This window comes from Rothia nasisuis (assembly GCF_928381405.1).
Lineage (GTDB): Bacteria > Actinomycetota > Actinomycetes > Actinomycetales > Micrococcaceae > Rothia > Rothia nasisuis.
In genome coordinates this window covers 167,463-194,060 of the sequence record NZ_CAKMSB010000002.1, presented here as the reverse complement: position 1 = coordinate 194,060, position 26,598 = coordinate 167,463, and the positions used below count along the sequence as shown (strand labels likewise).

The 26,598-nt window shown below is 57.1% G+C and carries 29 protein-coding genes and 1 pseudogene; 17 read left to right on the top strand and 13 right to left on the bottom strand.

The genetic code is table 11. From position 1 onward, the window contains the following. Positions 1-2 precede the first annotated feature (2 nt). Both L6966_RS02415 and L6966_RS02410 read right to left on the bottom strand, forming a co-directional pair. On the bottom strand, positions 3-767 hold the full coding sequence (locus L6966_RS02415; protein ID WP_083091168.1) for an ABC transporter permease: 765 nt from the start codon (positions 765-767) through the stop codon (positions 3-5). 14 nt (positions 768-781) lie between these two features. Then, positions 782-1,762, bottom strand: coding sequence for an ATP-binding cassette domain-containing protein (locus L6966_RS02410; protein ID WP_083091167.1), 981 nt, complete (start codon positions 1,760-1,762; stop codon positions 782-784). Between the two features lie 95 nt (positions 1,763-1,857). Here L6966_RS02410 and L6966_RS02405 point away from each other — a divergent pair, with 95 nt between their 5' ends. From L6966_RS02405 to L6966_RS12165, 3 genes are read left to right on the top strand one after another with little or no spacing between them, the layout of a single operon-like run. Continuing rightward, positions 1,858-2,820, top strand: a complete 963-nt coding sequence (locus L6966_RS02405) for a helix-turn-helix transcriptional regulator (protein WP_237224007.1) — start codon at positions 1,858-1,860, stop codon at positions 2,818-2,820. A gap of 19 nt (positions 2,821-2,839) precedes the next feature. Further along, a complete protein-coding gene (locus tag L6966_RS02400) occupies positions 2,840-4,027 on the top strand; it encodes a winged helix DNA-binding domain-containing protein (RefSeq protein ID WP_272878781.1) in 1,188 nt (395 codons plus the stop codon). Beyond that, entirely contained in the window at positions 3,972-4,367 is a 396-nt protein-coding gene (locus tag L6966_RS12165) for a DDE-type integrase/transposase/recombinase (RefSeq protein ID WP_419721877.1), read from the top strand. Before L6966_RS02400 ends, L6966_RS12165 begins: the two co-directional genes overlap by 56 nt. Before the next feature lie 690 nt (positions 4,368-5,057). Here the strand turns inward: L6966_RS12165 and L6966_RS02395 are convergent. After that, the gene (locus tag L6966_RS02395; RefSeq protein WP_083091163.1) at positions 5,058-5,591 is read right to left on the bottom strand and encodes a GNAT family N-acetyltransferase; all 534 of its coding nucleotides are present in this window, start codon (positions 5,589-5,591) and stop codon (positions 5,058-5,060) included. Positions 5,592-5,729: 138 nt separating this feature from the next. Further along, positions 5,730-6,359 (bottom strand): TetR/AcrR family transcriptional regulator, encoded by a 630-nt coding sequence (locus L6966_RS02390; protein WP_237232815.1) that lies wholly within the window; start codon positions 6,357-6,359, stop codon positions 5,730-5,732. Positions 6,360-6,501: 142 nt separating this feature from the next. Between L6966_RS02390 and L6966_RS02385 the strand changes: the two genes are divergently transcribed. Continuing rightward, positions 6,502-7,191: a GAP family protein gene (locus L6966_RS02385; protein WP_237232814.1), complete on the top strand. Its 690-nt coding sequence runs from the start codon at positions 6,502-6,504 to the stop codon at positions 7,189-7,191. 95 nt (positions 7,192-7,286) lie between these two features. On the opposite strand, the gene L6966_RS02380 is transcribed toward L6966_RS02385, so the two are convergent. Beyond that, positions 7,287-8,648: a S8 family serine peptidase gene (locus L6966_RS02380; RefSeq protein ID WP_237232813.1), complete on the bottom strand. Its 1,362-nt coding sequence runs from the start codon at positions 8,646-8,648 to the stop codon at positions 7,287-7,289. 175 nt (positions 8,649-8,823) lie between these two features. After that, a complete protein-coding gene (locus L6966_RS02375; RefSeq protein ID WP_237232812.1) occupies positions 8,824-9,582 on the bottom strand; it encodes a glycosyltransferase in 759 nt (252 codons plus the stop codon). 762 nt (positions 9,583-10,344) lie between these two features. On the opposite strand from L6966_RS02375, the gene L6966_RS02370 reads away from it, so the two are divergent. Next, positions 10,345-10,944, top strand: coding sequence for a GNAT family N-acetyltransferase (locus L6966_RS02370; protein WP_237232811.1), 600 nt, complete (start codon positions 10,345-10,347; stop codon positions 10,942-10,944). An 82-nt stretch (positions 10,945-11,026) separates the two neighbouring features. Here the strand turns inward: L6966_RS02370 and L6966_RS02365 are convergent, their stop codons facing one another. Both L6966_RS02365 and L6966_RS02360 read right to left on the bottom strand, forming a co-directional pair. Then, complete coding sequence (locus tag L6966_RS02365) at positions 11,027-11,764, bottom strand: class I SAM-dependent methyltransferase (RefSeq protein ID WP_237232810.1); 738 nt, start codon at positions 11,762-11,764, stop codon at positions 11,027-11,029. Positions 11,765-11,789: 25 nt separating this feature from the next. Further along, complete coding sequence (locus L6966_RS02360) at positions 11,790-12,656, bottom strand: phosphotransferase (protein ID WP_237232809.1); 867 nt, start codon at positions 12,654-12,656, stop codon at positions 11,790-11,792. 124 nt (positions 12,657-12,780) lie between these two features. Here L6966_RS02360 and L6966_RS02355 point away from each other — a divergent pair, with 124 nt between their 5' ends. Further along, complete coding sequence (locus L6966_RS02355; protein ID WP_272878780.1) at positions 12,781-13,329, top strand: GNAT family N-acetyltransferase; 549 nt, start codon at positions 12,781-12,783, stop codon at positions 13,327-13,329. A gap of 183 nt (positions 13,330-13,512) precedes the next feature. On the opposite strand, the gene L6966_RS02350 is transcribed toward L6966_RS02355, so the two are convergent. Beyond that, entirely contained in the window at positions 13,513-13,983 is a 471-nt protein-coding gene (locus L6966_RS02350) for a DUF3817 domain-containing protein (RefSeq protein WP_237223985.1), read from the bottom strand. 457 nt (positions 13,984-14,440) lie between these two features. Here L6966_RS02350 and L6966_RS02345 point away from each other — a divergent pair, with 457 nt between their 5' ends. Together L6966_RS02345 and L6966_RS02340 are read left to right on the top strand one after the other, a co-directional pair. After that, positions 14,441-14,923: a DUF1643 domain-containing protein gene (locus tag L6966_RS02345; protein ID WP_237223983.1), complete on the top strand. Its 483-nt coding sequence runs from the start codon at positions 14,441-14,443 to the stop codon at positions 14,921-14,923. A gap of 48 nt (positions 14,924-14,971) precedes the next feature. Continuing rightward, positions 14,972-15,318: pseudogene (locus L6966_RS02340) on the top strand (DUF2200 domain-containing protein). Between the two features lie 42 nt (positions 15,319-15,360). Here the strand turns inward: L6966_RS02340 and L6966_RS02335 are convergent. Further along, positions 15,361-15,918 (bottom strand): NADPH-dependent FMN reductase, encoded by a 558-nt coding sequence (locus L6966_RS02335; RefSeq protein WP_237223982.1) that lies wholly within the window; start codon positions 15,916-15,918, stop codon positions 15,361-15,363. Positions 15,919-16,157: 239 nt separating this feature from the next. On the opposite strand from L6966_RS02335, the gene L6966_RS02330 reads away from it, so the two are divergent. Genes L6966_RS02330 through L6966_RS02310 form a run of 5 tightly spaced genes read left to right on the top strand, consistent with a single transcriptional unit; the run spans position 16,158 to position 19,960 of the window. Continuing rightward, entirely contained in the window at positions 16,158-17,240 is a 1,083-nt protein-coding gene (locus L6966_RS02330; protein ID WP_237223981.1) for an ABC transporter ATP-binding protein, read from the top strand. Then, positions 17,237-17,911 (top strand): ABC transporter permease, encoded by a 675-nt coding sequence (locus tag L6966_RS02325; protein WP_237223980.1) that lies wholly within the window; start codon positions 17,237-17,239, stop codon positions 17,909-17,911. Before L6966_RS02330 ends, L6966_RS02325 begins: the two co-directional genes overlap by 4 nt. Next, positions 17,908-18,564, top strand: a complete 657-nt coding sequence (locus L6966_RS02320) for an ABC transporter permease (protein WP_237223979.1) — start codon at positions 17,908-17,910, stop codon at positions 18,562-18,564. The genes L6966_RS02325 and L6966_RS02320 overlap by 4 nt, the downstream gene beginning before the upstream one ends. Before the next feature lie 2 nt (positions 18,565-18,566). Beyond that, on the top strand, positions 18,567-19,493 hold the full coding sequence (locus L6966_RS02315) for an ABC transporter substrate-binding protein (RefSeq protein WP_083091150.1): 927 nt from the start codon (positions 18,567-18,569) through the stop codon (positions 19,491-19,493). 44 nt (positions 19,494-19,537) lie between these two features. Next, positions 19,538-19,960, top strand: a complete 423-nt coding sequence (locus L6966_RS02310; RefSeq protein WP_237223978.1) for an ASCH domain-containing protein — start codon at positions 19,538-19,540, stop codon at positions 19,958-19,960. A gap of 37 nt (positions 19,961-19,997) precedes the next feature. Here L6966_RS02310 and L6966_RS02305 read toward each other — a convergent pair whose 3' ends face one another. Next, the gene (locus L6966_RS02305; protein ID WP_237223977.1) at positions 19,998-20,720 is read right to left on the bottom strand and encodes a LysE family transporter; all 723 of its coding nucleotides are present in this window, start codon (positions 20,718-20,720) and stop codon (positions 19,998-20,000) included. 180 nt (positions 20,721-20,900) lie between these two features. On the opposite strand from L6966_RS02305, the gene L6966_RS02300 reads away from it, so the two are divergent. Next, positions 20,901-22,118, top strand: coding sequence for an MFS transporter (locus tag L6966_RS02300; protein WP_083091360.1), 1,218 nt, complete (start codon positions 20,901-20,903; stop codon positions 22,116-22,118). Between the two features lie 175 nt (positions 22,119-22,293). On the opposite strand, the gene L6966_RS02295 is transcribed toward L6966_RS02300, so the two are convergent. Continuing rightward, positions 22,294-23,325, bottom strand: a complete 1,032-nt coding sequence (locus L6966_RS02295) for an SRPBCC family protein (RefSeq protein WP_237223976.1) — start codon at positions 23,323-23,325, stop codon at positions 22,294-22,296. Further along, a complete protein-coding gene (locus L6966_RS02290) occupies positions 23,322-23,567 on the bottom strand; it encodes a hypothetical protein (protein WP_083091147.1) in 246 nt (81 codons plus the stop codon). Before L6966_RS02290 ends, L6966_RS02295 begins: the two co-directional genes overlap by 4 nt. Before the next feature lie 282 nt (positions 23,568-23,849). Here L6966_RS02290 and L6966_RS02285 point away from each other — a divergent pair, with 282 nt between their 5' ends. Genes L6966_RS02285 through L6966_RS02275 form a run of 3 tightly spaced genes read left to right on the top strand, consistent with a single transcriptional unit; the run spans position 23,850 to position 26,246 of the window. Then, positions 23,850-24,542: a DUF1801 domain-containing protein gene (locus L6966_RS02285; RefSeq protein WP_237223974.1), complete on the top strand. Its 693-nt coding sequence runs from the start codon at positions 23,850-23,852 to the stop codon at positions 24,540-24,542. A 40-nt stretch (positions 24,543-24,582) separates the two neighbouring features. Next, the gene (locus tag L6966_RS02280; RefSeq protein WP_237232807.1) at positions 24,583-25,794 is read left to right on the top strand and encodes a class I SAM-dependent methyltransferase; all 1,212 of its coding nucleotides are present in this window, start codon (positions 24,583-24,585) and stop codon (positions 25,792-25,794) included. Further along, entirely contained in the window at positions 25,791-26,246 is a 456-nt protein-coding gene (locus tag L6966_RS02275) for a 23S rRNA (pseudouridine(1915)-N(3))-methyltransferase RlmH (protein ID WP_180377810.1), read from the top strand. The genes L6966_RS02280 and L6966_RS02275 overlap by 4 nt, the downstream gene beginning before the upstream one ends. Positions 26,247-26,598: the final 352 nt, after the last annotated feature.

The window sequence follows — 26,598 nt, the reverse complement described above, 5'->3', positions numbered from 1 at the left end:
GGTTAGCTGGTGCTGGCGCGGAGGGCGCGCAGCCCGAGAACAATGCCGAGGACGGCGGTGATGGTCGCTGCCAGGAATCCATGGGCAACGTGGGTGGTGGCGATCTGACCGGCAAACAGGTCGCGCTCGGCGGCCACGACGTGGGTAAGCGGGTTGATCTGGGACAGGACGCGCATCCAGGCGGGTGCGTTATCTAGGGGCAGCAGCATGCCGGAGAGGATCATCAGCGGGAACAGCACAGTCTGGTGCACGGTCCAGAACACCCAGTCCTGCCGGCGAGTGGCGATGGCCAGCGCGTAGCTGAGTGAACCGATGCCGATGCCAAGGATGCCCACGAGCAGCAGGCCGATGAGGCCCCCGCCCAGGTGGGGACGGAACCCAAACGGGATCATGATGACGATGACCACGACGGCCTGAACCACGAGTGGCACAAATTCCTTCAGTGCGCGTCCGACGAACAGGGAGGAACGGGTCAGCGGTGTGACCAAGAGGCGTTCGTGGGAGCCGCTCTGCAGGTCGAACTGGAGATTCGACCCGGTGGCGGCAGTGCCAAACAGGGAAGTCATGACGAGGATTCCCGGAACAAACCAGGCCCAGGGCGACTCGTGATTCGTGGCGATCAGCGGCCCGAACAGCAAGAGGAGGAACAGCGGCTGGACCAACCCAAATACCAGAGAGAACGGATCGCTGGTCACGGGGCGCAGCTCGCGGCTCATAACGATGATGGTGTCGCTGAGCATGTTGCGGCGGTGTGCGGTGGTGGTCATGGTGTGTTCTCCTGTCATTCGGTGGGGGTTTCGGCGATCTCACCCGCATCACGCAGGCTCCGCCCGGTGAGCTTGAGGAACACGTCGTCTAGGGTGGGCAGCCGGGTGTCGGCGGCCGTTACCTCAATTCCGTGGCTCTGCGCGACCGCGATGGCGGTAGGCAGAGCAGCGCGGCCATCACTGACCTGGGCGACAACCGAGTTCGCCTGTGCGGTGGTCTCACGGACGCCGTCGATCTGTGCGACGAGCGCCCGGAGCTGGTCAGCCTGGGTAGGGTTTGGAACGTCCAGGCTCATCCGGTCGCCGACGTGACGCTGTTTGAGCTGTGTCGGCGTACCCTCGGCGATGATACGTCCGTGGTCGACGACCACGATGCGGTCGGCAGCGTCATCGGCCTCTTCCAGGTAGTGGGTGCTGAACACCACCGTCATGCCGGTTTCTTGCCGGGTATCGATGATGTGGTCCCACAGGTTGCTCCGGTTCTGCGGGTCGAGGCCCGTGGTGGGCTCGTCCAGGAAGAGCAGCGGTGGCTTGTTCACCAGCCCGATTGCCAGATCCAGCCGGCGACGCTGGCCGCCGCTCATCGCCTGGGTCTTGCGTTTTGCCAGATGCTCTAGTCCGAGGATGGACAGCAGTTCTGCGGCACGTTTGCGGGCAGCGGCCCTGCTGAACCCATAGATGCGGCCTTGTGTGACGACCTCGTCCATGGCGCGCTGGGTGTGCCCGGCGCCATTGCCCTGACCGACATAACCGATGCGTGTGCGAACCTGCGAACTCTGAGAGGTCACGTCGAAGCCTGCGACGGTGGCTGTGCCGCTGGTCGGTGGCAGCAGCGTGGAGAGCATCCGCATGAGCGTGCTCTTGCCCGCGCCGTTGGGGCCGAGGACCGCGACTGTTTCTCCGTGATCCACGGTGAGATCAATGCCCCGAACAGCTTGGACTTCCTCGCCGTCGGGGGCGCGGAAGCTCCGCGTGAGGCTGCTTGTGGTAATCATGAGCTGTCTGCACTCCGTTCCTTGGTTGATGACAAACCCAACCTACCAAGGGTTGTGGACGTTATATGACCACAAGAAGATTTAGGATAGAAAGCATGTCGACAAGAACACGGGCCCTGGAACTCCTCGGGCTGCTCCAAAACCGACGCCACTGGCCCGGCGACGAACTCGCGCGTCGCCTTGGGGTCAGCCAGCGCACGCTACGGCGCGACGTCAATGACTTGCAGAAGCTCGGCTACCCGATCATCACGACCAGGGGAACCGGCGGCGGGTATCAACTCGGTTCTGGTGCTTCGTTGCCGCCATTGGTGCTCAGCGAGGACGAGGCTGCGGCGGTGGTCCTGGGACTCAAAGAGGTCGCCTCCGGCCACCCCACATCAGGGGACGCGGCAGTGAGCGCGATGGCAAAGATCGTCCAGGTGCTTCCAGCGCGCATCCGTCGGCGCATCGACAGCCTGCGGGCAGTGGCGACCGCCCCACTGGACTATCCTCCAGAGGGCATCACGGATGTCGCATCGCTGACCACCGTTGCCCTGGCCTGTCGCGATCATGAGTCGCTGAAGTTCAGCTACTGCATGAGGGACGGCAGTATCACACAGCGTTCAGTCCAGCCGCACCGCAGCGTCAGTATCGACCAGCGTCTCTACCTCATCGCCTGGGATCTTGACCGCGCGGACTGGCGCACCTTCCGCCTCGACCGGATCAAGGACCCGGTCCGAAGCGGCAAGCGGTTCGCTCCGCGGCAGCTTCCCGAAACCGACCCCGTCGAGTTCGTACACAGTCAGATCAGATCAATGCCTGCGAGGTACCCGGTGCGGGCGACAGTGAGCGCTCCCGCGGAACGAGTCAAGCAGGAGGTGGCGCGTTATGGCAGTGTCGAACCCGTCGATGAAGGCACTTCAGAGGTTTACATCCCAGCAGAGTCACTCGACTGGGCCGCGTTCTGCCTTGCAGCCATCGGGGCCCCTTTCACCGTCCACGGGCCACCCGAAGCCATCGACTATATGCGCGGCTGGGGCGAACGACTCACTGCCGCGACCAGAGGGTTACCTCAGTGACGACGAAAGGTGGTATCTGATGAAGAGACTGGTCACAGACCTGGAACGTCGGGCACGGATCGGTGTGAGACACGCACTCGCTCGTACAGCCAGGGTTGCTTCTCCAGAAGAGGCAACTCGTGCAGTGGTCTGCTTGCACGCAACCGACCCGCCGAGCGTGCACCTGTCGTGCTGGGCACGCATCGACGAGGTCAGTGTCGATGATGTGGAACGCGCGCTGTACGAGACACGTTCCTTGGTTAGGCAACAATCCATGCGCGAGACGATCTTCGTCTTCCCGCGAGACTTGGTTCCAGCCGTGTGGGGAAGTGCCGCCGCACGCATCGCGATGGTCTACCGCAAGCGATTCATCAAAGACCTTCAACGGTGGGGCTCGGTGCCCGAGGGGGAAGGCGCAGCCCGACTTGCTAGCGCTGAGCGCGCGGTGCTCGGTCATCTCGCTGACGGAGTCGCACGATCCTCAGCGCAGGTGCGCGAAGAGGTGCCGGAGGCAAGTGGATTCCTAGTGCAGGCTCCGGACAAGGCCTGGGGTGGCAAACAGGCCATCGCTCCGAAGGTGTTGACCCAACTGAGCCTGGACGGCGTGGTGGCTCGGGCAGGTAATGCGGGCGTCTGGTACACGAGCCGTCCGACCTGGACGACGACCAAAGCGTGGTGGGGCCATGACGTCCCCGAGGCGCTGGAGGCGCGAGAAGGGTACGCCGAACTTGTGCATCGATGGCTGTGGTCGTACGGCCCTGGCACCCTTGAGGATATCGCCTGGTGGCTTGGTAACACCAAAACGACGGTCCGGACTGCTCTCGATGATCTCAACGCGGTGCCGGTGTCACTGGAAGACGGCAGGGTTGGTTGGTTGCGGCAAGACGATGTCGAGCCGGTCACCAGCCCCGAGCCCTGGGTGGCGTTACTGCCGTTGCTCGACCCCACTGTGATGGGGTGGAAGGAGCGAGACTTCTTCCTTGGTAAGCATGGGCCGCAACTTTTTGACAGCGCGGGTAATGCTGGAACGACTGTGTGGGTCGATGGGCGCGTGGTGGGAGTCTGGGTGCAGGACGGCGATGGGGTGGTGCAGGTGAGGCTGCTTGAGCACGTCGACCCAGCGATTCACCAAGTGCTGCACGCTGAAGCGCGGAGGCTCACAGAGTGGCTTGATGGGCAACGAGTGTTCACTGTCTATCCGTCACCGGCCATGCAGCGTCCAGACTGATATGTACTGGGTTTCGGTCACACCTTCCACCCACACCCCACGGAAGGAATTGATATGTACTGGGTTCTGCTATAGGGCCTTCATTACTGATGTGTTTTCACCCAAGGTTGTCGGTTGGGGTGTCTCATCGACCATGCGTGCTCTGGGGGTGCCTCTAACGGCATTGAAGCAGGCTTTATTTGAAGCCAGGCGGGCTGGAAGTGACCCAGCGCAGATTGTGCATCATTCGGATTGTGGTTGGCAGTATGTTTCTGCTGATTACACTGCTGATGTGAAAGAACTTGGTGTGCAGTTATCGGTGGGTTCTAGGGGGGATTCTTACGATAATTGCTTTGGCTGAGTTGGTCAATGGGGCTTATAAGGCTGAGATGGTGCGGGGTCGGGTTCTTTGGATCAGTGGTGCAGTTGGAGGCGCAGACGGCTGGTTGGGTGGTTTGGTGGAATACTGGTCGGTTGCATTAGGGGCTTGGGTTTAGGACTCCGGATGAGGTGTTTTCTGGTGCTTTGATTGGTGTTTGGGTTTATAGAAGCTTATTCATAAGGGGTTCCGCAGGCTCACGCTCGCTGCCGACCCTCTCGCCTGGTTCGCTTCGCTCACGAGGCGATTCACGCCAGCCGCCGAGCCAGCAGCTTCGCTGTGAGCCTGCTTCACCTACCCTTATGAATAAGCCTCATAGTTTGTTTGTGGGTGGTTGGTATGACCTGAACCCAGTACATATCAACCTTCGCCCTCGTCTCATTGCACGCCCCGTTCACCATCCACGAACCCGTAGAAGCTGTCGCCCACGCCGCAGAGTGGGGTAGCCGATTGGCCGCGGCCATCAATACCTAATCGAGAGGCCACGTATCTTGCAGATTGAGGTTGAGAAGTTGCTGGCTCACCTGTGTGACGAGCGAGCGGGTGAGGAGTGGTTTAGGCGACGGTGTCGATGCGGGTGATGCTACGCCGAGGCGGGCCCCGCAGGGGAACAGACCCGGGTCTGGTATTCACATGAGCGACTGGTGAACATAAGGAGCAGAAATCTACCTGCTATTTGTCAGTTGAGAGCATTGCATAAATAAGGGTGTCGGTCCATTCACCTTTTGAGAACCAATCTTGGCGATGATGGGCCTCTTTCACCATGCCCAAGCGTCCAGCCAGCTTCGACGAAGCCTCGTTGCGGGCGTCCATCTGCGCAATAACCCGATGGCAGTCATAATGATGGAAGGCAAGATTCAACACTGCCTGCACCGCTTCGGTAGCGAAACCCTTGCCGCCAAAAACTGGATCGAGAACCCAACCGATTTCAGCAACACGATATTCAGTATCAGTAAGCCAAAGGGCCACGTCACCGATGACCGTGCCATTGGCCTCCACTATGAGAGCGAGAGCCTCTGCTGGCCCAACTAAATCGGTCCTTGGGAGACGCTCTTTTACTTTCGCTTCAGCAAGTTCTTGAGTCCATGGCTCATCCAGCAGGAAACGAGCTACTTCGGGTTGGCAATAGATAGCCTGGAGTGCCGAAACATCCTCTGGCGAGTGAGCTCGCAACGTCAGGCGCTGGGTACGAATGGGTAGATTCATACTTCTCCTTGACGTAGGTTATTGTTCATTGAGGGTTATTTATAAGGGTAGAGGTACCCCGGGCTCGCCGCAACGAGCGCGAGCCTGTGGTGCTCCGAGAAAGACTTTATGGAAAGCCTCAAGGTTGCAATTAATGAGCTAGGCAAGGATTCGTTTTAGACCTTCAGATAAATCTGAAGAAAGAGCCTCTGCGGAATCCTTGCTCAGAGGAATATTGATGTAGTCAACGGTTAGTCCATTGACTAAAGCGGTGATAAGGCGTGCAGTTTGTTCAACTAAAGTAATTTCTACTGTTGTATCAGATGAGGCAGGTGTGCTTGGTGCTTGGAGATGGTTTTGGACGCTAGTTGTCACTTCGGCTTGAAAGCCTTTCAGAAGCTCAAGATATGTTGCTGCAAGAGCTTTTCTGGTAGACGCAGCTGCGCTCATGACAATCCATAGGGCTGCGTCTTCACGTTGAACTTCACCAATAGGTAGTAACTCACGAAGAATGAGTGTGAGTCTTTCGCGGGGAGTAAGGTTTTGCGGGAGTTCCATGAGTTCAATGCGTTCTACCTGGCGCTGCGCCGAACGTTGTAGTGCCTTGATGAGAAGCTGTTCCTTGGTGCCCATGAAATATTGGACGGTGCCAGGTGCGACACCAGAGGCTGTGGCAACTTTGCGGACACTAACATTGTCAAATCCCTGGCTTACGATAAGGGAGATCGCTGAATCAGCGATGGATTTCTCCTGGGGGGAAAATTCCCTGAGGCTAGAAGAGGCAGTCATGCTGGTTGAGTTGGGTATTTCGTGTGGTTGGATTTTGAATAGATGGGTTTGATGTTGTCTTCGTTCATATAACTCCAATTATCTCATACGGTCGTATGATACGATAGGTTCTCATACAAATGTATGAGAGAGGATTGGTGACATGGAACTCCTCCCACTCGTGGGCCTTGCATTTGCGGATAGCCTCAGCGCCGGAACGCTTGTTATTCCGCTAGTGTTACTTATCTCCTGGGGGCGTATGCGCCCCGCTCACTATAGAGTCTATCTAGCAACTATTGCGCTTGCCTATTTTGGAATCGGCGTGGCACTTTTCTTCGGAATGCACTGGCTCTTCGACGTCATTGATTCAGTCGCTGCTACCACATGGTTTAGATGGTCCAGCCTGGTACTTGGGCTCGCGTTGCTAGCCTTTGGAGCTCTCTCACCCAACCCGAAGAAACAAAGCGTTGATGAAATTATCGCCAAACGCTCTGAAACTAAGCACACGGGTACAGCGTCGCTTGCTGCCATGATTGGATTAGCTATAGGCGCTGCCGTCATTGAAATCGCAACCATGCTGCCCTACTTGGCAGCAGTAGGCATTATCGAATCTCTGGGTCTGAGCTTCCCAATTCAGTTGCTGATTTTAGCAGCCTACTGCCTAATCATGATTTCGCCAGCTTTGCTGGTGGGGTTACTGGCCAATATCTGGGGAGGGAGAATGCTCGGCCGGGTTATAAGAATCATTCCCCGCTTGGAGTATGAAGCAAAGGTGACAATTTTGTGGGTCTTAGCCCTCGTTGGTTTTTATATGGCAGCTGACGCTGTTGTACAGCTTAGACTCATTAACTAACAAGAGTTTGCTCCTCGATTGATATGAGGGCAAAGATGAGACCCGCCCCGGCAGTTGTCGGGGCGGGTCTCGGTATACTTCACAGTGAAGAGAACCTAGTTCGTCTCACGAAGCTGGTGCCGATGGTTGGTGTCAGCCGATGCCACCCCAACAATCCCGGTTAGCTCTTCCTTAGTGATGTTTGAGCTGTGAGCGTGGATGATGCCAAGTGCTGGTAGTGTGCGGGTCACCTGCACTCCGCGAGAGCGCAACGTGTCAGCCACCAGCTCCAAGTCCTGTGTGTGGGCATCGTCTACAGTAATAACCCACTCTCGGTCTTGTGGCTGCCTTCCAGCCGACGTGCTCGAGGGCGCGATGCTAAGCCCAGCACCCACATCGGCTACGTCCTGATTAAGCGGCTGCACATTAGTGATGATTTGATCCCATAAATCCTGGCCAGTTGCACCGGTGGACTCCGCGATCAGAGCAGCAACCCCCGAGACGTGAGGTGTCGCCATGGACGTACCGCCGATGGTGTTATAGACCTCCGGGGCGATCCAGGAGGAGTAGACATCGACGCCAGGCGCTACGATATCTACCTGGCCCCCGTCCTCGGGGACGGCACGAGCAGAAAAATCGGCAACTTGAAGGCTCTGATCCACGGCACCTACGGCCATGATGTAAGGGCTGTTAGCAGGCGCCCCAACAAATCCAGGGTTGCCCTGGCTCCGAGAAGCGTTGTTTCCAGCTGCCGCGACAATCAAGGACCCCTGCTCCAGCGCCCGGCGTCCGGCTGCTACATAGGGTGGGTGAACCTCGCGCACATCTGCACCTAACGACATAGAAATCACCTGGCAGCCTTGTTGCAGGGCCCAGTCAATACCGGTCAAAATTGTCGTATCTGTGCCCTCCCCGTTCACGTCGAGAACCTTACCGGAATAAATCTCCGCCGCTGGCGCTACGCCGTATCCCGGGCCTCCTGAACGTGAGCGCGGCCCGCAGGCGGTGCCGATGCAGTGGGTGCCGTGCCCGTGTAGATCCTCTGGCCCTTCACCCTCAATAAACGACTCGGCAACCACGGTTCGTCCGGCAAAGTCCGGGTGCCCGGTATGAAAGCCGGTATCTAGCACAGCCACACGGATGCCTGCACCGGTAGCAGAGGACTGCTCTGCTCGAATAGCTTGTAGGCCCCAAGTCAACTCGGCGGTGTCGTCGTAGGGCGGCTCAGATAAGGCGTAGTATTTGGTTTCTGGGCGCACAGTCAAAGGTATCTGACGCTCACCACAATGGGCCTCTAGCGCCTCGAAGTCGAGATTATCACCCCCAACAACGGCGATGCCGAGCCTGGGAAAGTAATGGTCGGTGGGGAAGCCATCGGCTTGGAGTAGCGACGGCGCAAGGTCCTCGCGAATCATGCTGTTGTCGGTGTCAAAGACGAGAACAAAACGGTCAGTTGAGTTGGATTTGATCGGGTCCATACTGGTCCTCCTCACGCCATGGGCACGCGTTAGTTTTCGTGTCAGCCACCGCCGATTGCGGTGACTATGCCCAAGTCGCCAATCTAACACCGGGCGGAGCTATGGGTCAACCATACGCATTTACGCTCCGGGAACTCCCAAAGCCGCTATTCTCTACCTGCTAATTCAGTCAAACTCAGTCAACCCAACGCCGAATCTTCTCACGCTGAGCACGAACGTGCCCCGTGATTTGAGCAATTACTTTCGCGCTTTCACGTGCGCCGTCCTCGTCCTTATGTTCCTGCGCAACGTACCGCGCAGTTGCCCGCACCGAGGCATCAGTTAGTATGTGCCGCAAAGACTTATGAAACCTCAGAGCACGGCCACGAAAATCACCCGCAGTTAAGCTCACTGCGTTGCCGCGTCGTACCCAAACATCTACATTCCATCGTTGCTCAGCGCTCAAACCCACCCCAACAAAAGGTACTCCTGTAGCGCAAGCGGTCTGTACCGTACCTTGCCCTCCGTGAAGCACAGCCGCATCAACCAGCTCACCCAGCCGGTGAGCTGGCAGTAAGTCAGTCACATGAACATTCTTGGGCAACCGTGAAATCTGCTCTTGGCTAAGATACTGCTTAACCGGAGCTATCACATTCACCGGAGCGTTCCCCAAAGCCCCAAGAGCCCGCCAGGTTAAGGAGGCTGTGCCAGAAGATCCGAAAGCACAATAAACAAGCGGGGCATCCTGAGCTGCCAGCTCTAGTACCTTATCTGGCAACTCCGCATCCAGATGGGCAAAAATTGGGCCAACCCGCACCGTCCCAGCCGGTAGAGGGGCACCCTCAAACTCATCGGGCATGCAGGTAAGAAGGGTGTAATCCGCGTGAAGTAAATCGAGAAGCCCCCGTAATCTGATGCCGTTCTCCTGCGCGATAGTTCTAAAGGGTTTTGGCATCAGCCACGGTGAGTTCAAAGCTTTAACAGCGGGGCCTTGCAGCAGACGGTTTATATGCGGGCCGACTCCACGATAGGGCACAAAGGGAATAGTCTGCCGCCTTACAAGCTGAGCCTGGCTGTAAATATAGGGCACCGGATATATCAAGGGAACTTGCTCAGCCCGGGCAGAGATGGGAGAAGTTGGATTAGTACCGTGAACCACCGCCCGCGCCCCGAGAAAACTGATTGCTTGACGCTCTTTTACCACGCGCTCTCGGACTACCGTTTCTGTAAAAGGGTGCGAGAAAGAACGCCCTTGGTCGAAGGCGATAGCTTTTTGTGCTTGTGATGTGGTTAGGGGCTGTGCCCCCGGTAGACGCTGAAAACCTGCATCGTCAACAAGACAGTCATAGCCGGAGTCATGTATCTGGAAAACAGGGGTCATACCAAGTTGAGCTGTTGCACGGGCGACCTCTATCATCCGGGTTACCTCTGCAAGGTTAAAGCCAAGCGGGGAGAAAAGAATTGTATTCTGTGATGTAGGGGTGCGATTGGTAGTGAGCTCCATTTGGTCATATTACCAGTGGTCCTGCATTGCGTAACTCTTGCACCACAGTCGATGTTTTCCGAGACATCCTGCGGGCTGTGACCGGTGAATATGGAACTGTGGGCCTCCCTCCAGCTTGTTGGCTTCATCTTGATAACCCTCGGTCTTCTGAAGGCATGAGATAGCATAAAGGGAACTACCCGGTATTAACGCAACCCACTTTAGGAGGGCGCCGTGCCTGAGCTTTCACTTCCGCACCCCATCGAAATGCTCCAAGGAAGATACGTAACCCTTGAGCCCCTGTCCCTTGAGGGGTTGCGAGAAGTGGCTCCCAAACTGTGCGTGCCAGAAGTTTTTGCCGGTGGGCACGCCGGAGGCAGCGCGGCTCTGCCAACATCACCTGAGGATTATGTGGCGTTTTTTGTAGACTACTACCCTTGGTTGAAAGGTGGGCGGAGCTACCTGGTGCGGTACAAGGGTGAGCTGGTTGGCACTACGTCCTTCTACAAATTCAGACCGGAGATTGAGAGCCTTGCCATTGGCTACACGGCCTATGCGCCGGACGTGTGGGGGAGCGTGGTCAACCCTGACACTAAACATACCCTACTGACCTGGGCCTTTGATCACGGGTTTTCCCGGGTGGAGTTTGAGGTAGCCGGGGGTAACGAGCGGTCGGCTGCCGCCGTCCGTAAGCTGGGCGCCACCTTTGACGGAGAGCTGCGCCGCACCAAGAAAATGGCCGACGGCTCCTGGAACAGCACCCTCATCTTTAGCATTCTGCGCGACGAATGGCCTCACATACGAGCTGACCTTAAAACACGGATAGACAGTTAGGCAGTGAGTGTAGGTCATAGAGCTACGCTCGCTGAGGACGGTTGCTGAGGCGGCACTGCTCCTTGATTTTCTAGTGCGCTGCCTAGTGTGTATTTACTGCTACAAACACCATCAGTGCTTCGGTGCTTTCTGAGGTAAAAGGATCTTGCCGCCAATTACGGTAGCAGGCTTCAACACTCAGCCCAACAGCCTCTAGGTCAGACACTATGCGTCCGTAGGAGCGATATTCAAGGGTTAACTGACTGGTGATGGTTTGTCGGTGGTCAAGGAACTCATGGGTAGAGGCTATCAGCACCCTGCCCTGTTCATCAGGGCCTTCAACGCGAGTGGTTTCTCGTAGCTTCCCAGCGGGAGTCTGCCTTTCTAGGCCCTGGGCAGACCACTGCTCCCAGGCGCGGGCCAACGGGTTGCGTGCTTCAAAAGCAAGAGTGCCACCTGGGGCAAGGGACCCAGCGATATCCTGCAAGGTTTGGTGCCAGCTGTCGCCAATAATATGCATAGCGACGTTGCCGGTCATGAGCACTAAGTCTGCCGAGTGCTTCTCCATGACGGAGCTGGTGCCCTCGAGCCAGGTAACCTGGTGAGAGTTGGCGTGAGCGCGAGCATAAGCCAGCATTGTTTTCGATGGGTCGATACCGGTTACTGTGCGTCCTTGACCTGCTAGGGTGACGGTGAGAATACCTGTGCCACACCCCAAGTCGGTAATGCGTTCGGCGCGGGTATTTTGAGTAAGTTGTCGGTAGAAGTCGTGGTCGGGGCCGTCGGGGTTATCGTGGTCGTAGATACTAACGAGTAGGTCTTCCTCGAATGCCTGATTCATGGGGGAACTCCTTGAGAGGTGTGGGCTAGTTCTTGGGAATGAGTAGACCCTGCTCGGCCTTAGCTACAGTATGAGCCAGTGACTCAGGGGAACGGCCGTGCAAGAGGTCAAAAGCTACCACCTGAAGCGGGTCAGAAGCACGCAAGAGACGTGCCCGAGCAGCCAAGCTAGTATTATCACCCGCTATTTGGCCTATCACCTGCGAGCCGTGCCAGGCGGCAAGGCAGGCCACATCAACAGCGGGGTCATCGAGGGCGGCTAAATCCCAGTCTAGAACCCCAAGGACCTGTGAGCCCTCAAAGAGCATGTTACTGCCGGCCAAATCACCGTGAGACAACACAAAATCAACGGAACTAATATCACTTTCATAGCTGCTGAGCTGGTCGAGTATTTGCTGAGCAATTTTCTGGGCTGCGAGGGAGAATAACGGGAGCACCTGGCTGGCCATGACATCAAGCCACTGCGGTCCACCACAAAAGGAATGGCGCTCTGCCAATAGATGGGAAAAAGGCTCTACCGGGGTCGCTTGAATCTCGTCTAGAAGCGCCCCAAGCACTTTTGGGTCACCGCTACCTGCCGGGTGAGGCTTACCTCGTAAGCGAATAGTAGGGACGGCCACGATACCGTCCTGTTCTATAGCAGGCCCCGCCGATCGGGGTAGGGCGAATGAAAACTCGGGTAGGGCGTCTACGAGTTGCTGTCTCTTGATGAGGGTGCGGGCGGTATCGCTATCGCGCGCAATACGGATAGCCACGTGTTCTGTGAGCGCAACTACGGAGCTTGTACCTACCTGACGAATTTCAAGGAGACGCTCACCGGGAGCTGCACGCTCAGTGAGGGCCTGGACGATTCCAGGGGGCAGCTTGTGCTGTTGGGGCTGAGGTCTGTGCATAGTTGATATGGTGTGAGGTGACAAGGGGCTTGAGCTACTGTTTGCTCCTTACAGTAGCATTGAGATATGTGAATCTGATTGTCTAGTACCGTCTAGAGATGTTTCTTTGAAAAGCGAGAATGCAATGAACACTGAAACCATTTCATTGGTGCGAATTGACCCTGTTATCGATAGAGAAGAGCTGATAGCTTTTCTGACCGGGAACGAGTGGCCATACCACATGGCTCCCATTGTGTCCCGCCAGCAGGTTGAAGAAGCGCTCGATTCTGGAGCTTTTCAGAACGAGGAACGCGATTCTTACTGGATTGAATACTCTGAGCACGGTCGTATCGGCTACATTCGTTTCGAGGACCTGTGCGATGACACCCCGGTATTTGATCTACGACTAGCCTCCCAGTGGCAAGGACGAGGGTTCGGAGTAGACGTACTTAACGCAGCTACATCATGGATTTTTGAGCAAAAACCAAGGATTCGTCGTTTTGAAGGGCAGACTCGGGACGATAACCTTGCTATGCGCCACACCTTTCTTAAAGCTGGTTGGGTTATGGAAGCCTACTATCGCCAAGGCTGGCCGGTAGATGGCGCTGAGCCGCGAGCGTCCGTCGCCTATGCAATTCTGCGCAGTGATTGGGAGACAAATACTACAACTCCTGTACCTTGGGAGGAACTTTAGCGACGCCCGATGCGTACTTGCCCCTTTACCTGTTCAAAGTTCTACATCGCAAGTAGGTAGTACAAGCACGTCTAAAGATTGGTGGTACGCGAAAGTGCGTCATATCGCTGAGCGTGCACATGGCAGGTACACGCTCAGCGATATGACGCACGGTCGTTGAGTTGGTGCTTCAGTTATGCCGGGTTAATTCTTGGGCACGGGCGGTCCCGCCATCAGGAGCACCACAAAGAGCAGAACCACGAAGGCAAGCAAGAGGGCGCTGGCCAGGGCAGGCTTAGCCAGGACCCAGGCCTGGGCTTTCTCGAACGGGCCGGACGGTGCGGCCCCGCCAGGTGCCAGACGCCAGCCCCCGCGCAGTAGGCCCCGCTTATCGAGGAAAAGCTCAAAGGGAACCGTCGCAAAGGGAATCACCGACAGGAGCAGACCAGCGACGCCCACGGGAGCCTTCCACTGCTGGTTGACCCAGATAAAGACCGTCACCACGCAATAACTCAGAAAAACAAAGCCGTGAATACCACCGGCAATGGGCACAATATTGGTCACGCCGGTACCCCGCAGAATCAGGGCCGTAATCAACAGGGCCCAAGTAATCATTTCAGCGGTGGCAAACGTACGGAAAAGAGCCCGAGGGGTGGGCTTAGAATCTGGTCGCATAGGGTCCTCAGCACAAGATAATAGGGGAAAGTACACTGATTATTCAGCACCCTACTTTACAGGGTCAGCTCCGGTGGGACAGAACCCAATCACCGCCTAAGCCCTAGCGCAACTCAAGTCACCCGGAGCTGTCCGCGTCCTGCCCGTATCGGCAGGCATTCAACATGCAGTTTCATGAGCTACTTTGGGTAACAGTCTGCCTCATGCCTTTGAAGGGTAGTCCTCAATCAACATACAGTTGTCTGTATCGGTAGCTGGTAGGAGACTTACACAGTGCCTAGAAGTGTGAGTAACCATTAGAGGTGGAATCTTTGCCTAGTACATCAGTAGAAAATATTGCTCAGGACTTGGGCCTAGCGTGGCTGGGAGGGGAAACTGTATTCCCAGAGCACCCCCAAGAAGTAGGCAGTCGGTACTTCCTCAGAACGCCTAACAATGATTCTCAGACAGAAAAATAGTGTTTATTGGAATCAATCCATCCACTGCAACATGTTTGGGCCCCCTTACGCAGGGTGGCGACCCAACTACCGCAGTGATTACGCGCTTCTTTCCCGTCGACTCAGAAGGTAAACCAATTCAGTTTCAGTCAATGACACTAATTAACTTAATTCCGTTGGTCGGCCAGCCACATGATTTACCCCTGTGGAGTGATGAAGAGGGAAGAGAAAAAATTAAAAGAACTTTAGAGGTAACTCGACACATCTTTAGTGTATGTCTGGCTGAAGCTGACCGAATTCACTTGATGTGGGGTAGTCCTCAAGACCGCAGATTCCCCTGGAAAAAAGAAATACTCGCCAGCATTCAAGAAATGATAGAGGATATTAAGAAACCAGAGGCAAAAGTGCAGGCCTATGTATCGAAGGCTGGTTATCCAATGCACCCAGGTTTTGGTGGTCTTTCACATTGGTCCAGAACTGAACTGTCTATTGTTGATCGTTGAGAGAAAACCTAGCGAGTATACTTTCATTGCTAGAAAGAGGTATGAATAATGACCCACAAAATCTTTGACATGCCCGTGGCCGAGGTCTGGCCCCACTATCTGGCCAAGGTGGAACGCAAGGGGCAGGACCCCGCCCTGGTCGAGATCGTCACCTGCTGGCTGACCGGTTACAGCCCAGCCGACCTGGCCCAGCACTTTGAGGGGCGGACGTCCTTTCGTGACTTCTTTGCCTCAGCCCAGCTCAACCCCGCCGCGCACCTGATTACCGGATCCATATCTGTGGGTATAGGGTGCAAGAAATAGAAGACCCCCTCATGCAGCAAATCCGCTACCTCGATAAACTCGTAGATGAGGTAGCTAAGGGGCGCCCGATTGAAAAAATCCTGCGCTCCTAAGCTCCGCCGGGAGCATACATGTATTGATTAGATGATGTTGGACTAACGCACAGCCTGGCTTAAGTCGGCATCTATTGCCCGCAGAGCCGGTAGGTGCTCTGCGAAGTGGGCATCGGCGTCCACGAGCTCCCCTGCCTCATTGAAGAAACTGCGGCTCATTCTGATATTGATGTGGGTGGGTAGTAGCGTGAAGCCCCAGCCGCCCGTTGCAGCTTCAAAACCGGCAGCTGAACCCATGCCAGCGCGTCCGCCAAAGGAGATGTAGGTGATAGGCTTGCCCTCCCACTCAACAAAGAGGTAGTCAAGGGCGTTTTTGAGCACCGCAGGCATGTTGCCATTGTATTCGGGCAAAATGACTACAAAACCGTCAAAGCCAGAGACAAACTGTGCCCAAGCTTGGGTGTGCTCATGCTGGTAGTTGCCTCCAGCTGCACGGGGCGGCAACGGCTCATCGTAGAAGGGCAGGGAGTGGTCGCGCAAATCAATTATTTCGTAGGTGTTGGCTGAACCTGAAGCTAGGTGAGACAGGGCCCACTGGCCAATTGCGGGGCTGACGCGGTGGGGGCGGGTTGATCCCAAAATGATGCCGATGCGGGCCATAACACTCCTTAGGAAAGAGTAAAGATGGTTTCTAGTTTACATATGCTCACAGGGAGATTTATTCATAAGGGTATGAAGGTAACCCGGACTCGTAGCGAAGCCGCTGGACGCTCCACTGAGTACGAGCCCCTTCTTCGCTACGCGAGAAAATAGTCAGCCTAATGAGGAATAAGCTCGTGGCAGGGTAGGTTAGAGAAAGAACCTTGCATCTGAGGCCCAACAGAGAAAGAACCGCATATATGACCCATCAAGCGGCCATCACCTTCACCGGCGTTACCAAAAAATACGGGAACACCACAGCAGTTAACAACCTCACCCTCACCATACCCGAGGGAAAAATAACCGTCTTCGTCGGCCCATCGGGCTGCGGTAAAACCACCTCACTGCGCATGATTAACCGCATGGTAGACCACACCAGCGGGCAGATTCTTATCAAGGGGCGCCCTAACACAGAGCAGCTAGCCCACGAGCTCCGCCGCTCTATCGGCTACGTCTTACAGCAGGCCGGTCTCATGCCCCACCAAACGGTGCTTGACAACATCGCCACCGTTCCCCGTCTCAAGGGGGTGTCAAAGGCAGAAGCAAGAGAACGGGCGGCTGAGCTTCTGACCACCGTAGGGCTTGAAGCCTCCTACGGTAGCAAATACCCCGCGCAACTTTCGGGAGGGCAGGCTCAACGCGTGGGTGTGGCACGGGCTCTAGCCAGTGACTCCGATATTCTCCTCATGGACGAGCCCTTTAGCGCCATTGACCCGGTCGTCCGCGCCGACCTGCAGCAGACCCTTTTGAACCTGCAACACAGGCTAGGGCGCACCATCGTCTTCGTCACCCACGATGTCGATGAAGCCACCCTGCTCGGTGACTATCTGGCCGTCTTTGCTCCCGGCGGCACCATCGCCCAGTCCGGTACCCCAGAAGAAATTCTGCGAGCGCCGGCCAATGATTTCGTGGCCTCCTTCGTTGGCCGCGACCGGGGGATGCGCCGCCTCACCTTTGCCGGCGCAGAGAACGTTACCTTCTACCCACTCGACGCGGCTGCGGTTGAGGGGTGGGAACTCAAACTTGAGGACGGGCGCCCCAACGGCTGGGTAACGAGGGGCAGGTACCTGCCAGGGGGTTCCCTCTTCACTGTGGACAGCACCCTGCGCGATGCCCTGGACTCTGTACTCTCCTCACCCTCAGGCTGGGGTGTGGCTGTAGACACCGATCAGCGGGCCGTAGGCCTGCTCGCTGCAGAGAACGTGCTAGCCGCTACCCGTGCTGAACGCACCCTACGAAATAACCTGGCTGATACTGCGGCTCCTGGCGGTGCTACCGCATGAATTGGCTGAGCAATAATCTGCCGCTGGTAGGCCAGCTGACGCTCACTCACCTTGCCCAGTCAGTGATTCCGGTGGTGGTGGGCTTTATCGTGGCCCTGCCTCTCGCCCGGCTTGCACTGGGGCGGCGTAGGGACGGCCGTTCCACAGCCGCCTACTCCGCAGGAGCTCGGGTGCGCCGCGGCGCCGTTATCAACGGGGCAGCCCTTCTTTACACCATCCCCTCGCTGGCTCTTTTTGTGCTCATGCCGCTGGTACTCGGTACGTCCATCACATCACCGGTCAACGTCTACGTTGCCCTGTCAATTTATGTGGTGGCGATGATGGTTCGCTCCGCTGTTGACGCATTCGACTCGGTTTCACCCACTACCTTAGAAGCTGCAACCGCCGTGGGTTATACCCCTCAGAGCCGCTTCTGGAAGATAGAGTTTCCCCTAGCCCTGCCGGTCATGATTGCAGGCTTGCGCGTGGCTTTGGTCGCTAACATCTCTATGGTGTCAGTTGGAGCGGTCATTGGCATTCAATCGCTGGGAACCCTGTTCACCGACGGTCTGCGCCGCAACCTTCCCGCCGAAATTATCACAGGGATTCTACTCACCGTCGTCCTTGCCCTCACCCTTGACCGCCTGCTCGCTCTGGCAGGAGCGGCACTGACTCGCTGGAGGAAGCCATGATTATATCGGACGCTTGGGCGTGGCTTACCACATCAGACTCCTGGGCCGGGCCCACCGGTGTACTGGCCCGACTGGGCGAACACATGGGCTACACAGGGCTGGTTCTGCTTCTGGCCGGGCTCATTGCCCTTCCCCTGGGGGGCTGGGTGGGGCACACGGGCAGGGGAGAGCACCTGGTTGTGGCTCTCACCGGTGGCCTACGAGCTCTACCTACCCTGGGCCTACTGACTCTCTTTGCCCTGTGGCTGGGTCTTGGACTCACGGCGCCGGTGCTAGCGCTTGTGATTCTTGCCGTCGCCCCTCTACTTGCAGGTACCTATGCGGGCATAGCGTCGGTAGACCCGCTTACTAAAGACGCGGCCAAAGCCCAGGGCATGACCGGGTGGCAGATTCTTACCCGGGTGGAAGTTCCGCTGGCCCTGCCCGTTATCTTTGGGGGAATCCGCAACGCCGCCTTACAGGTTATCGCCACTGTCACGGTGGTTGCCTACATCAATCTGGGTGGCCTTGGCCGCTATCTGATCGATGGCCTGGCAGTGCGAGACTACTCCCTCATGGTTGCCTCCGTAGTGTTGATTGCCGGGCTCGCCCTCATTGTTGATGCTCTCCTTGCCGTACTTCAACGGCTGTGCACCACTCCCGAAAGGAAATAACTATGTCACCTCTCAACCGCCGTCATTTTCTCGCTGGTCTTGGCCTGGGGGCAACCGCCCTGGCCCTGGCAGCCTGCGGTAACTCGGGCGAAAACGCCCTCGGTGGTTCTGGTGCCTCGGCCGGTGGCACCATTACCGTGGGGTCTGCCGATTTTACTGAGTCCCAGATTATCGCTGAAATTTACGCCGCTGCGCTCAACGCTAGGGGCTTGGAGGCGACCACCTCCCCGGCTATCGGTGCACGTGAAGCCTATATTGGGGCACTTACCGAGGGCACGGTTTCCGTTGTGCCCGATTACTCTGGAAACCTGTTACTCTACTTCGACAAAGAATCTACCGCCAAAACCTCCGATGAGGTTCTAGCTGCTCTCAGTGAGGCGCTTGACGATTCTTTGCTGGCACTTGACGCTTCACCCGCCCAGAATAAGGACTCCCTGGTTGTCACCTCTGCCACCGCCGCTGAAAAGAACCTGGCCAGCCTCGAAGATCTGGCTGCCCATTCGGGTCAGCTATCGGTCGGTGCTCCGCCGGAATTCGCTCAGCGCGCCTACGGCCTACCCGGCCTCAAAAGCGTCTATGGGTTCGAGCCCTCGTCCTTTGAGCCCATTAATGATGGCGCTGGCCCGCTCACTGTTGCCGCACTGACTGACGGAACCGTCGATATTGTTGACCTCTTTTCTACCGACCCAGCAATTGCCGCCAACAATTTTGTGGTGCTGGAAGATCCCAAGAATATGATTTTGCCCCAGCAGGTCTTACCCCTCATCAATGCAGAAGCTGTTTCTGAGGGCGCTCGCGCAGTGCTCAACGAGCTTTCAGCCAAGCTCACTACCGAGGTTTTAGTTGAACTTAACACCCGGGTTTCAGGTGATGAGAAAGCTAACCCGGCTACCGCCGCAGGTGACTGGGTGGCACAGAACTTTAGCTAGGGTGAAGCCTCATGGGCTCACCATCAGATGGAAGGGGAGTGAAAGTGACCCCTGAGGCAAACAGCCTGCCGCTGGCCGAATACGGAACACCCGGGCCCCTGCGCGATGCCCTGGTGGCAGCTATCTTATCTGGGAAGAAAACCGCAACAACCTCTTTAGTAGCTGACTACGAAAAGTATGGGGATACGCTACCTGCTGTAGGCGAGCGTGAAACTGTGATTGACTCTCAAAATCAACCGGTTTGTATAACGGAGACTGTTGAGGTGAGCATCTGTCCTGCGCGAGAGGTCACTGATGCATTCGCTCAGGCTGAAGGCGAAGGATACACCAACTATGAAGAATGGTGGCAGGCTCACCAAAACTTCTGGGAGGGTCAAGAGCCTGCTACTGCGGAGGCTACCCTAACCGAGGATGTGCTGGTGGTATGCCAGCGGTTCAAGGTTGTTAGGCGACTTCTTCAAAAATAATCAGACCTCCGGTGCATGATGAAGCTGCCTCCTCAATCTAGTGCCCAGCAAACACCATGACGGCAGCTACCACAATAAAGAGGGAGCCAAACACCAGATTCAGCGTCTTCTGGCCACGCTCCGAGTGCGAAAGCCTGGTCAGGGCTTGAGCAACCACTGCGAAACCGCCCCACATGACCACCAGGTCAACGGCAACCATGGTCGCAGCTAACATCAGGTACTGGGGTAGTTGCGGGGCATCCGGGCGCACAAACTGCGGAATAAAGGCCAGAATAAACACAATCGCTTTAGGGTTCGACATATTCACCCAGAAGCCCCGGGTGAAGAGCGTTAGCGCAGAGCTCGGGCTCCTCAGTTGTGTTGTACGCACAAAGGACGCCCGCGCCCCGCGCCCCTGACCCTCAGCAGGTAGCTGCTCACCGGCGTCCTGGCCCTGCTGAACCACTGCTTCCTGTCGGGCCTCGCCGGGCGTCCTCACCTTAGCCAGCATCATTCGAATACCCAGGTAAACCAGGTAGGCAGCCCCGCCATAGCGGATTACATCAAAGAGTACGGGGGAGCGGGCTACCACCACACCCAAGCCAGCTGCCACAATCGCGATCTGTGCCACGAGGGCCACCTGCTGACCCAGCACCGTAAAGACGGCCCTGCGCCATCCGTAGAGAAGGGACGTGGTCATGGTATTTACCGCCCCCGCACCGGGAGTTAAAGAAATCACCAGACAGGCGGCAACCAAAGAAAACCACAGTGGAAAGGTCATGGGATCCATCATATAAGCTCGGGCACCTACCTCCACCCCTGGCCTCCCCCGCTCAACGATAGGATTGAGCGGACTAATGGCGAAGTCACCGCACAGAATCAAAGCATAGCCACTACTATTATCACTATGGCCCAGAGCACCTCACCACCTGAACACCTAGAATCATCTCAGCGAGACTCCATGCAACGGCGAACTCTTGTAGCTCTCAGCCTCACCCAGGTTTTCGGGACTATTGGGGTAGGCGCTGCGCCCTCAATCGGTGTGCTCCTAGCCAGTGAGGTCACCCAGAATGAGGCACTTGCCGGGATCGCTCGCACAGCCTCCACCTTCGGCGCAGCTCTCTTCGGAATTCCCCTTGCCAACCTTGCCGCACGGACCTCTCGCCGGGTAGCTCTGGGAACTGGCTGGGGAACGGCCGCCTGCGGTTCGACCCTGCTAGCGCTTGCAGCAGCAGGAGGTAATCTCTGGCTAGTGGTGATTGGTCTGCTCCTGATGGGGGCCGGTAGCGCCGCCAGCCTACAAGCTCGCTTCGCCGCAACTGATCGCGCTGCTGACGGTAGTCAGGCCTCAGCCCTGAGCCTCATTGTCTGGGTGGGAACCATCGGCTCAGTGCTCGGCCCTAACATCGGTACCCCCGCCAAGGCGCTCGCTACCGTCTTTGGAAGTGACCTCTACAGTGTGGCCTTCACCCTGGCCGCAGTCGCCATGGCCGGAGCGACTCTGACGGTTCTTCTCATCATGCCCCGTCAAACCGCCAGGTCACAGCCTTCACAGACCGCTGGCCCCGAACCGCAGACTCAATCCAGGCCCGCCCCCAACCCTCTACAGAAAATCAGCTCTTTTACCCGTGAGATTGTAGGCAACCGGCAAGCTCGCTACGCCGCAACAGCTCTGCTGGGGGCACACGTAGTCATGGTCACCGTGATGACCATGACCCCGGTTCACATGAACCATCAGGGCTCGGGCATTGAGCTCATCGGACTCACCATCAGCTTGCACGTACTGGGCATGTACGCTTTATCGCCGCTCATGGGCTTTGCCGCAGATAAGTTAGGTCACCAAAGCATGATTATTGCGGGCACAGGCCTACTGGCAACCGCCTGTCTCACAGGTGCGCTCTGGCCCGAAAAACATACTGCCGTTGTAACCTCACTCTTCGTGCTCGGTGTGGGCTGGTCAGCAACTTTTGTGGCAGCCTCAGCCCTCTTTGCAACCTCTCTACCTGCCGACAGTCGCACCCGGGCAACCGGGGGCCTAGACTCGCTCGCAAACCTAGGAGCGGCCGTTGCCGCCCTGGGCTCAGGGCTCGTTATGGCAGAGACCTCCTTCTCTGCGCTCGCCCTGCTCTCGGCCCTGGCTCTACTCCCGGCCCTAGTAGTAGGACGCAGGGGCGGTTAGACGGTAGAGGGCGAGAGAAGCCCCAGCCCCTCGGGGTCCTTAACAATCACCGCAATCCCATCAGCAGGCAGACGCCGAACCTCTCTCAGCATTGCGGGTAGCTACATCGGTCAAATCATCAACACGGCTAATATCTAGCACTATCTTGTCTCCCACAGCTTCTCTGGGCAAAGAACTAGCTCCGCTCACCGCTCGTGAGGGCCTTGGCCAGTTCCCGGCCAATGGCCAGAGCTTGAATGGTGGTTACAAGACGCTGGAGCGGTTTGAGCACTAGCCCCAGTAATGGGCGTAAGGGCTTGAGGGCCGCCGGTGTTAGGGTATGTGGCGGGCGTAGCCAGCCGCTCGTGACGGTCACGTTGGTTCCTGAACGATCCGAGGTGAGCTGAACCTCAATGACCTGTGTATTGAGGTTGAGGTACGGCGCGTGACTGAGCGTATAGGTGACCGAGTGGTTTGTCTCATTGACAGCCTGCTCTATGGTGAGTTGCCGTTCACCAGGGCCTGTTCTGACTTTACTGCCAAAACGATGCCTCGGTTCTGGTGCTGTTGCCACACCTTGCCAGGAGTGTGGGTCAGGTGTTGGTGCAATAGCTTCGAGTGACGGAGCCCAGCGGGGGAGGTTCTCAGCTGCGGTGACGAAATCCCAGATATCCGCTAGCGGCTGGTTGATGTGCTGACTTTGCTGGGACGTGAGGTGCTTCGGCGCGCTCAATTCGGATGGTTGCGCGCCAACGGGCTCTGTGGTGGAGGAGCTGGTAGCGGGGGGCGTATCTGCCTGGAGCTGAGCTAGTGTAGTGGACACCTGCTGGGTACTACACCCTGCAATTTTTAAGATTTCTTGGATCGTTCCACTTGTTTCAGCCAGCAGTAGGGTAAGTAGGGATTCAGGGGTGGGAGTAGACCGAAGCAGCCTTCGCGCTCGTGGGGTCATGTCATATTTCTCGCTTGATGCTACTGGCAGATACGGCTGGGTTGTGACCCCCACGCTGGCAAGTAGGCTCGTGGTGGCAGACCTACTAGCTGCGGTGACGGCATCTGTAGTAAGCCCTAGTTCTCTGAGCGCTTGCCCGGCCAGCCCCGGGTCGTGAGTTAGAGCTATTAGTAGGTCAGGTAGGTCAATGGTTCCTACACCTCGCTGATTGGCTGCTAGCTGGGCATGATGCAAGAGTGATAGGTAGGAGGCAAAATCGGGCTGAGGTTTTTTCATCTCGTCCTCCTGGGGCGAGGGATAGAAGGGTCAATTTTCTTAGCATATTTTTTGTGTACAGCCTGCCTGCTGACTCCCAGGCAGTCGGCTATGGTTTGCCAACTCATGCCCTGTGCTAGGGCAGCTTCGACCTGTTGCAGTTCGAGGGCGTCGGTCAGGTCTCTCAGGGCTGCAATTGCCCTGAGTCCTCGTGCGGGGTCTGAGGTGTCTGCTGCACGCTGTGCTGCTGAATCCGGATTCATGATGTCAACTTTAGTTGCTTAAAGCTCACTGTGTCAATCACAGTTGACAAACTTTTCTGTCTACCGATCAACCCGCTAGCTTCGCTATAGACCCGGAGGAGGGGTATTTTAGGAGTATGAAACGATTTGCTCGCCTCATCACCAATACTTCAGCCTGCCCGCCCGGAACCCCTGTGGGCCTGTGGCTGACCGAGCCTAGAAGCCTCACCCGGTAGGAGGGGAAGCTATACACAGAGAGGAACTGGGCGTAAACCCGGGGTAAACCCACAGTGCGGAGCAACCATGATGACAGAGACCAACAGCCTTAACATTCCGGGGGTAGGTGCCCCCTTACGTAAGGCTCTTCAGCAGAAGGGCATCACCCGCCTCAACCAGCTCAACGGAGCCAATTACGGTGAAATTCTTGCACTTCACGGCGTAGGGGCCAAAGGCCTTAACCGTCTGCTGGGCGCACTCCGAAAAACAGGTGGCGATATGGAGCAAGCACCAACAGAGGCAGAAATCGCTAGCCAGGCTACATCTGTCACCGTCACACCGGGGCACACCGGGCACACCAGCGCCGACATCAAAACCCGGCCCACCAGCCTTGACCCCCAGGAATTTTGCCAAGCAGTTGAATGGCCCACCCGGCGGGCTGACGGCCTGGCCCTTCTCGATATGTTCAACCAGATTACCGGCGTCAGCCCGGTCATGTGGGGCCCAACCATGGTCGGCTACGGCCAAGTCCACTATGCGTCAACGAGCGGGCGCCACGGAGACTGGTTCAAAATTGGTTTCAGCCCCCGCAAGGCGTCTTTGACACTGTACGGAATACAAGGCGCACCACACTTTCAACATCACCTAGCCTCACTGGGCAAATACAAACTCGGTGCCGGGTGCCTCTATATCACGAACCTCAAATCCACTAACCTGCACACCCTTCGCACACTCATACAGGGTGCCTGGGAAGCGCCGCTCACAGGCGGCCCACAATAGCGCGCCGGGCTGAGGCCATCTAGCGTGAGAGAATAGGGGAGTGAAAACCCTCCCACCAACAGACACCCCTAATCCTATCGATCTCGGCGGCACAGCCCTGGACCGACTCATCATTCAGGACGCTACCGCACACCTCGTCACCGCCAGCCCCCAGGGGCAGGGGGACGTCCTCGTACTCGATGACCCCGCAGGCGCCCTCACCCGCTGGGCCCTTGAGCACACCCAAACCGGGCGCGTGTTCAGCCGCCAGCGCTCATACGCAGATGCCCAGAACATGCTAGCCCTCCGCGCGAGCCTAGGGGAGACCGGCGCTACCCGCCTGCTCATTGCGGGCCTGGACGGCTCCGGTGAAGTTGAGACCGCTACCTTTGGGCTCCACGATTTTCTAGCCCGCCACGAATTCTCAGGGGGGCTAGCTCTGGGGCATCTACCCAAAAGCCACGCAGCCCTTACCGATGTCGCCCACGGATTTGCCGCCTACCAGCAGGCACAGAGGGCTCAGGGGGCGCTGATTCTCGGTGGTAATACGAAGCACATGAATCGTAGCTTCAATACCACCCTAGCCCGCAGTTTCGCTCAGGTAACCGGCCTGCGAGGCCAAGGCAAGCACCGCTGCCTGCTAGCGTCAGATCCCGCACCAGCCCAGCAAGCTCCACGCCTTGCAGGGGAGCTACCGGCTGTCGGTGGCGTGTTCTCGGGCGGCAGACCAGACCGCGGAGGCAATCTTTTGGCCCAGGCAGCTCTTGCCGACCTGGAATCACTGCCGGCAACTGAGCCCCTAACCATGCTTGATTTAGGCTGCGGCAACGGCTCGGTTACCCAGGCCGTTCTACACGGCTTGCCCGCAGGACTTCAGGTGGCACAGGCCTTCGCCACTGACCTTGACCTCGACGCTGCCCGTTCTTCCCATCACCTCTTAGGTAAGGACGCCCGAGTGCAGGTGAGTTGGGACAATGCGGGAGCACGCATCCCCGCAGGCTCAGTTGATGTACTGCTACTCAACCCGCCGTTTCACAGAGGAACCGCAGTTGACCTGTCACTAGTAGGCCCACTCCTTGAGGCCGCCCACCGGCTCCTCGCCCCAGACGGCAGACTCTACTTGGTACACAACTCCCACGCCCGCTACCGCCCACAGGTTGAACAGTGGTGGAGTCAGGTGCGCCAGCTGGTACGCACCCCCGTTTTCACGGTGCTCACCGCCAGCAACCAGCACGAAGAACCAGAGAACCTCCACAGCGAGGAGCAAAAGTGACCATCAAAATTATCGCTATCGGTAAGAAACACGAAAAATGGGTTTCAGAAGGCATCGACCGCTACGAAAAACGCCTGCGTAAGCCCTGGGACACCTCTTGGGTTTACCTGCCTCACTCCTCACTGGCAGAAGAAGCCGCACGTTCCGAAGAATCCCAGCGCGTCCTAGCCAAAATTGAGAAAGATGACTACCTGGTGCTCCTCGATGAAAGAGGAAAAATGCTCTCATCACCCAAACTCGCACAGCTCCTAGACTCCCAGCTGGGATATAGGAGGCTTGTGCTGGTGATAGGCGGTGCCTACGGGGTCGATGATTCTGTACGCGCTCGCGCAAACACCATCTGGAGTCTCTCAGACCTGGTCTTTCCCCACCAGCTGGTTCGCCTCATCATCACCGAACAAATATATCGAGCCAGAGAAATCACAGCAGGCAGACCTTACCACCACCAGTAGGGCTCTAGTTTCACAGCTCTAACATAGGTTGGGTATACAGGCCCCTAACCCTTCCGTCGGGCCAACCATCACTCTGACCTCTCAAGGGGGCTACTTCAGACAGCTGAACCCATAGCACTCAACCTCATCGCCCTAGGTAAGGCCCACACCGTGGCCGCCGCCTGCCCCGTCCGCGCCTTGATGCTACTCTGACTTGCTCTGCTCGTATCTGTGCGGGGTCAGGAAAAAGTCACCCCACCCGCAACGTCATGCTGGGTCATATTGGTGAGATACAACCGCACCTCAACACGCCAATCCTTTACCTCGCTAAGGTAGAAGGTAGGTCACAAGACCACGGCAGGGCACAAGAGCC

Coding starts and splice junctions, on each gene's coding strand:
- L6966_RS02415 (WP_083091168.1), bottom strand. CDS start 767: ATGACCACCACCGCACACCGCCGCAACATGCTCAGCGACACCATCATC.
- L6966_RS02410 (WP_083091167.1), bottom strand. CDS start 1,762: ATGATTACCACAAGCAGCCTCACGCGGAGCTTCCGCGCCCCCGACGGC.
- L6966_RS02405 (WP_237224007.1), top strand. CDS start 1,858: ATGTCGACAAGAACACGGGCCCTGGAACTCCTCGGGCTGCTCCAAAAC.
- L6966_RS02400 (WP_272878781.1), top strand. CDS start 2,840: ATGAAGAGACTGGTCACAGACCTGGAACGTCGGGCACGGATCGGTGTG.
- L6966_RS12165 (WP_419721877.1), top strand. CDS start 3,972: ATGGGCAACGAGTGTTCACTGTCTATCCGTCACCGGCCATGCAGCGTC.
- L6966_RS02395 (WP_083091163.1), bottom strand. CDS start 5,591: ATGAATCTACCCATTCGTACCCAGCGCCTGACGTTGCGAGCTCACTCG.
- L6966_RS02390 (WP_237232815.1), bottom strand. CDS start 6,359: ATGACTGCCTCTTCTAGCCTCAGGGAATTTTCCCCCCAGGAGAAATCC.
- L6966_RS02385 (WP_237232814.1), top strand. CDS start 6,502: ATGGAACTCCTCCCACTCGTGGGCCTTGCATTTGCGGATAGCCTCAGC.
- L6966_RS02380 (WP_237232813.1), bottom strand. CDS start 8,648: ATGGACCCGATCAAATCCAACTCAACTGACCGTTTTGTTCTCGTCTTT.
- L6966_RS02375 (WP_237232812.1), bottom strand. CDS start 9,582: ATGCCAAAACCCTTTAGAACTATCGCGCAGGAGAACGGCATCAGATTA.
- L6966_RS02365 (WP_237232810.1), bottom strand. CDS start 11,764: ATGAATCAGGCATTCGAGGAAGACCTACTCGTTAGTATCTACGACCAC.
- L6966_RS02360 (WP_237232809.1), bottom strand. CDS start 12,656: ATGCACAGACCTCAGCCCCAACAGCACAAGCTGCCCCCTGGAATCGTC.
- L6966_RS02355 (WP_272878780.1), top strand. CDS start 12,781: ATGAACACTGAAACCATTTCATTGGTGCGAATTGACCCTGTTATCGAT.
- L6966_RS02350 (WP_237223985.1), bottom strand. CDS start 13,983: ATGCGACCAGATTCTAAGCCCACCCCTCGGGCTCTTTTCCGTACGTTT.
- L6966_RS02335 (WP_237223982.1), bottom strand. CDS start 15,918: ATGGCCCGCATCGGCATCATTTTGGGATCAACCCGCCCCCACCGCGTC.
- L6966_RS02330 (WP_237223981.1), top strand. CDS start 16,158: ATGACCCATCAAGCGGCCATCACCTTCACCGGCGTTACCAAAAAATAC.
- L6966_RS02325 (WP_237223980.1), top strand. CDS start 17,237: ATGAATTGGCTGAGCAATAATCTGCCGCTGGTAGGCCAGCTGACGCTC.
- L6966_RS02320 (WP_237223979.1), top strand. CDS start 17,908: ATGATTATATCGGACGCTTGGGCGTGGCTTACCACATCAGACTCCTGG.
- L6966_RS02315 (WP_083091150.1), top strand. CDS start 18,567: ATGTCACCTCTCAACCGCCGTCATTTTCTCGCTGGTCTTGGCCTGGGG.
- L6966_RS02305 (WP_237223977.1), bottom strand. CDS start 20,720: ATGACCTTTCCACTGTGGTTTTCTTTGGTTGCCGCCTGTCTGGTGATT.
- L6966_RS02300 (WP_083091360.1), top strand. CDS start 20,901: ATGCAACGGCGAACTCTTGTAGCTCTCAGCCTCACCCAGGTTTTCGGG.
- L6966_RS02295 (WP_237223976.1), bottom strand. CDS start 23,325: ATGAAAAAACCTCAGCCCGATTTTGCCTCCTACCTATCACTCTTGCAT.
- L6966_RS02290 (WP_083091147.1), bottom strand. CDS start 23,567: ATGAATCCGGATTCAGCAGCACAGCGTGCAGCAGACACCTCAGACCCC.
- L6966_RS02285 (WP_237223974.1), top strand. CDS start 23,850: ATGATGACAGAGACCAACAGCCTTAACATTCCGGGGGTAGGTGCCCCC.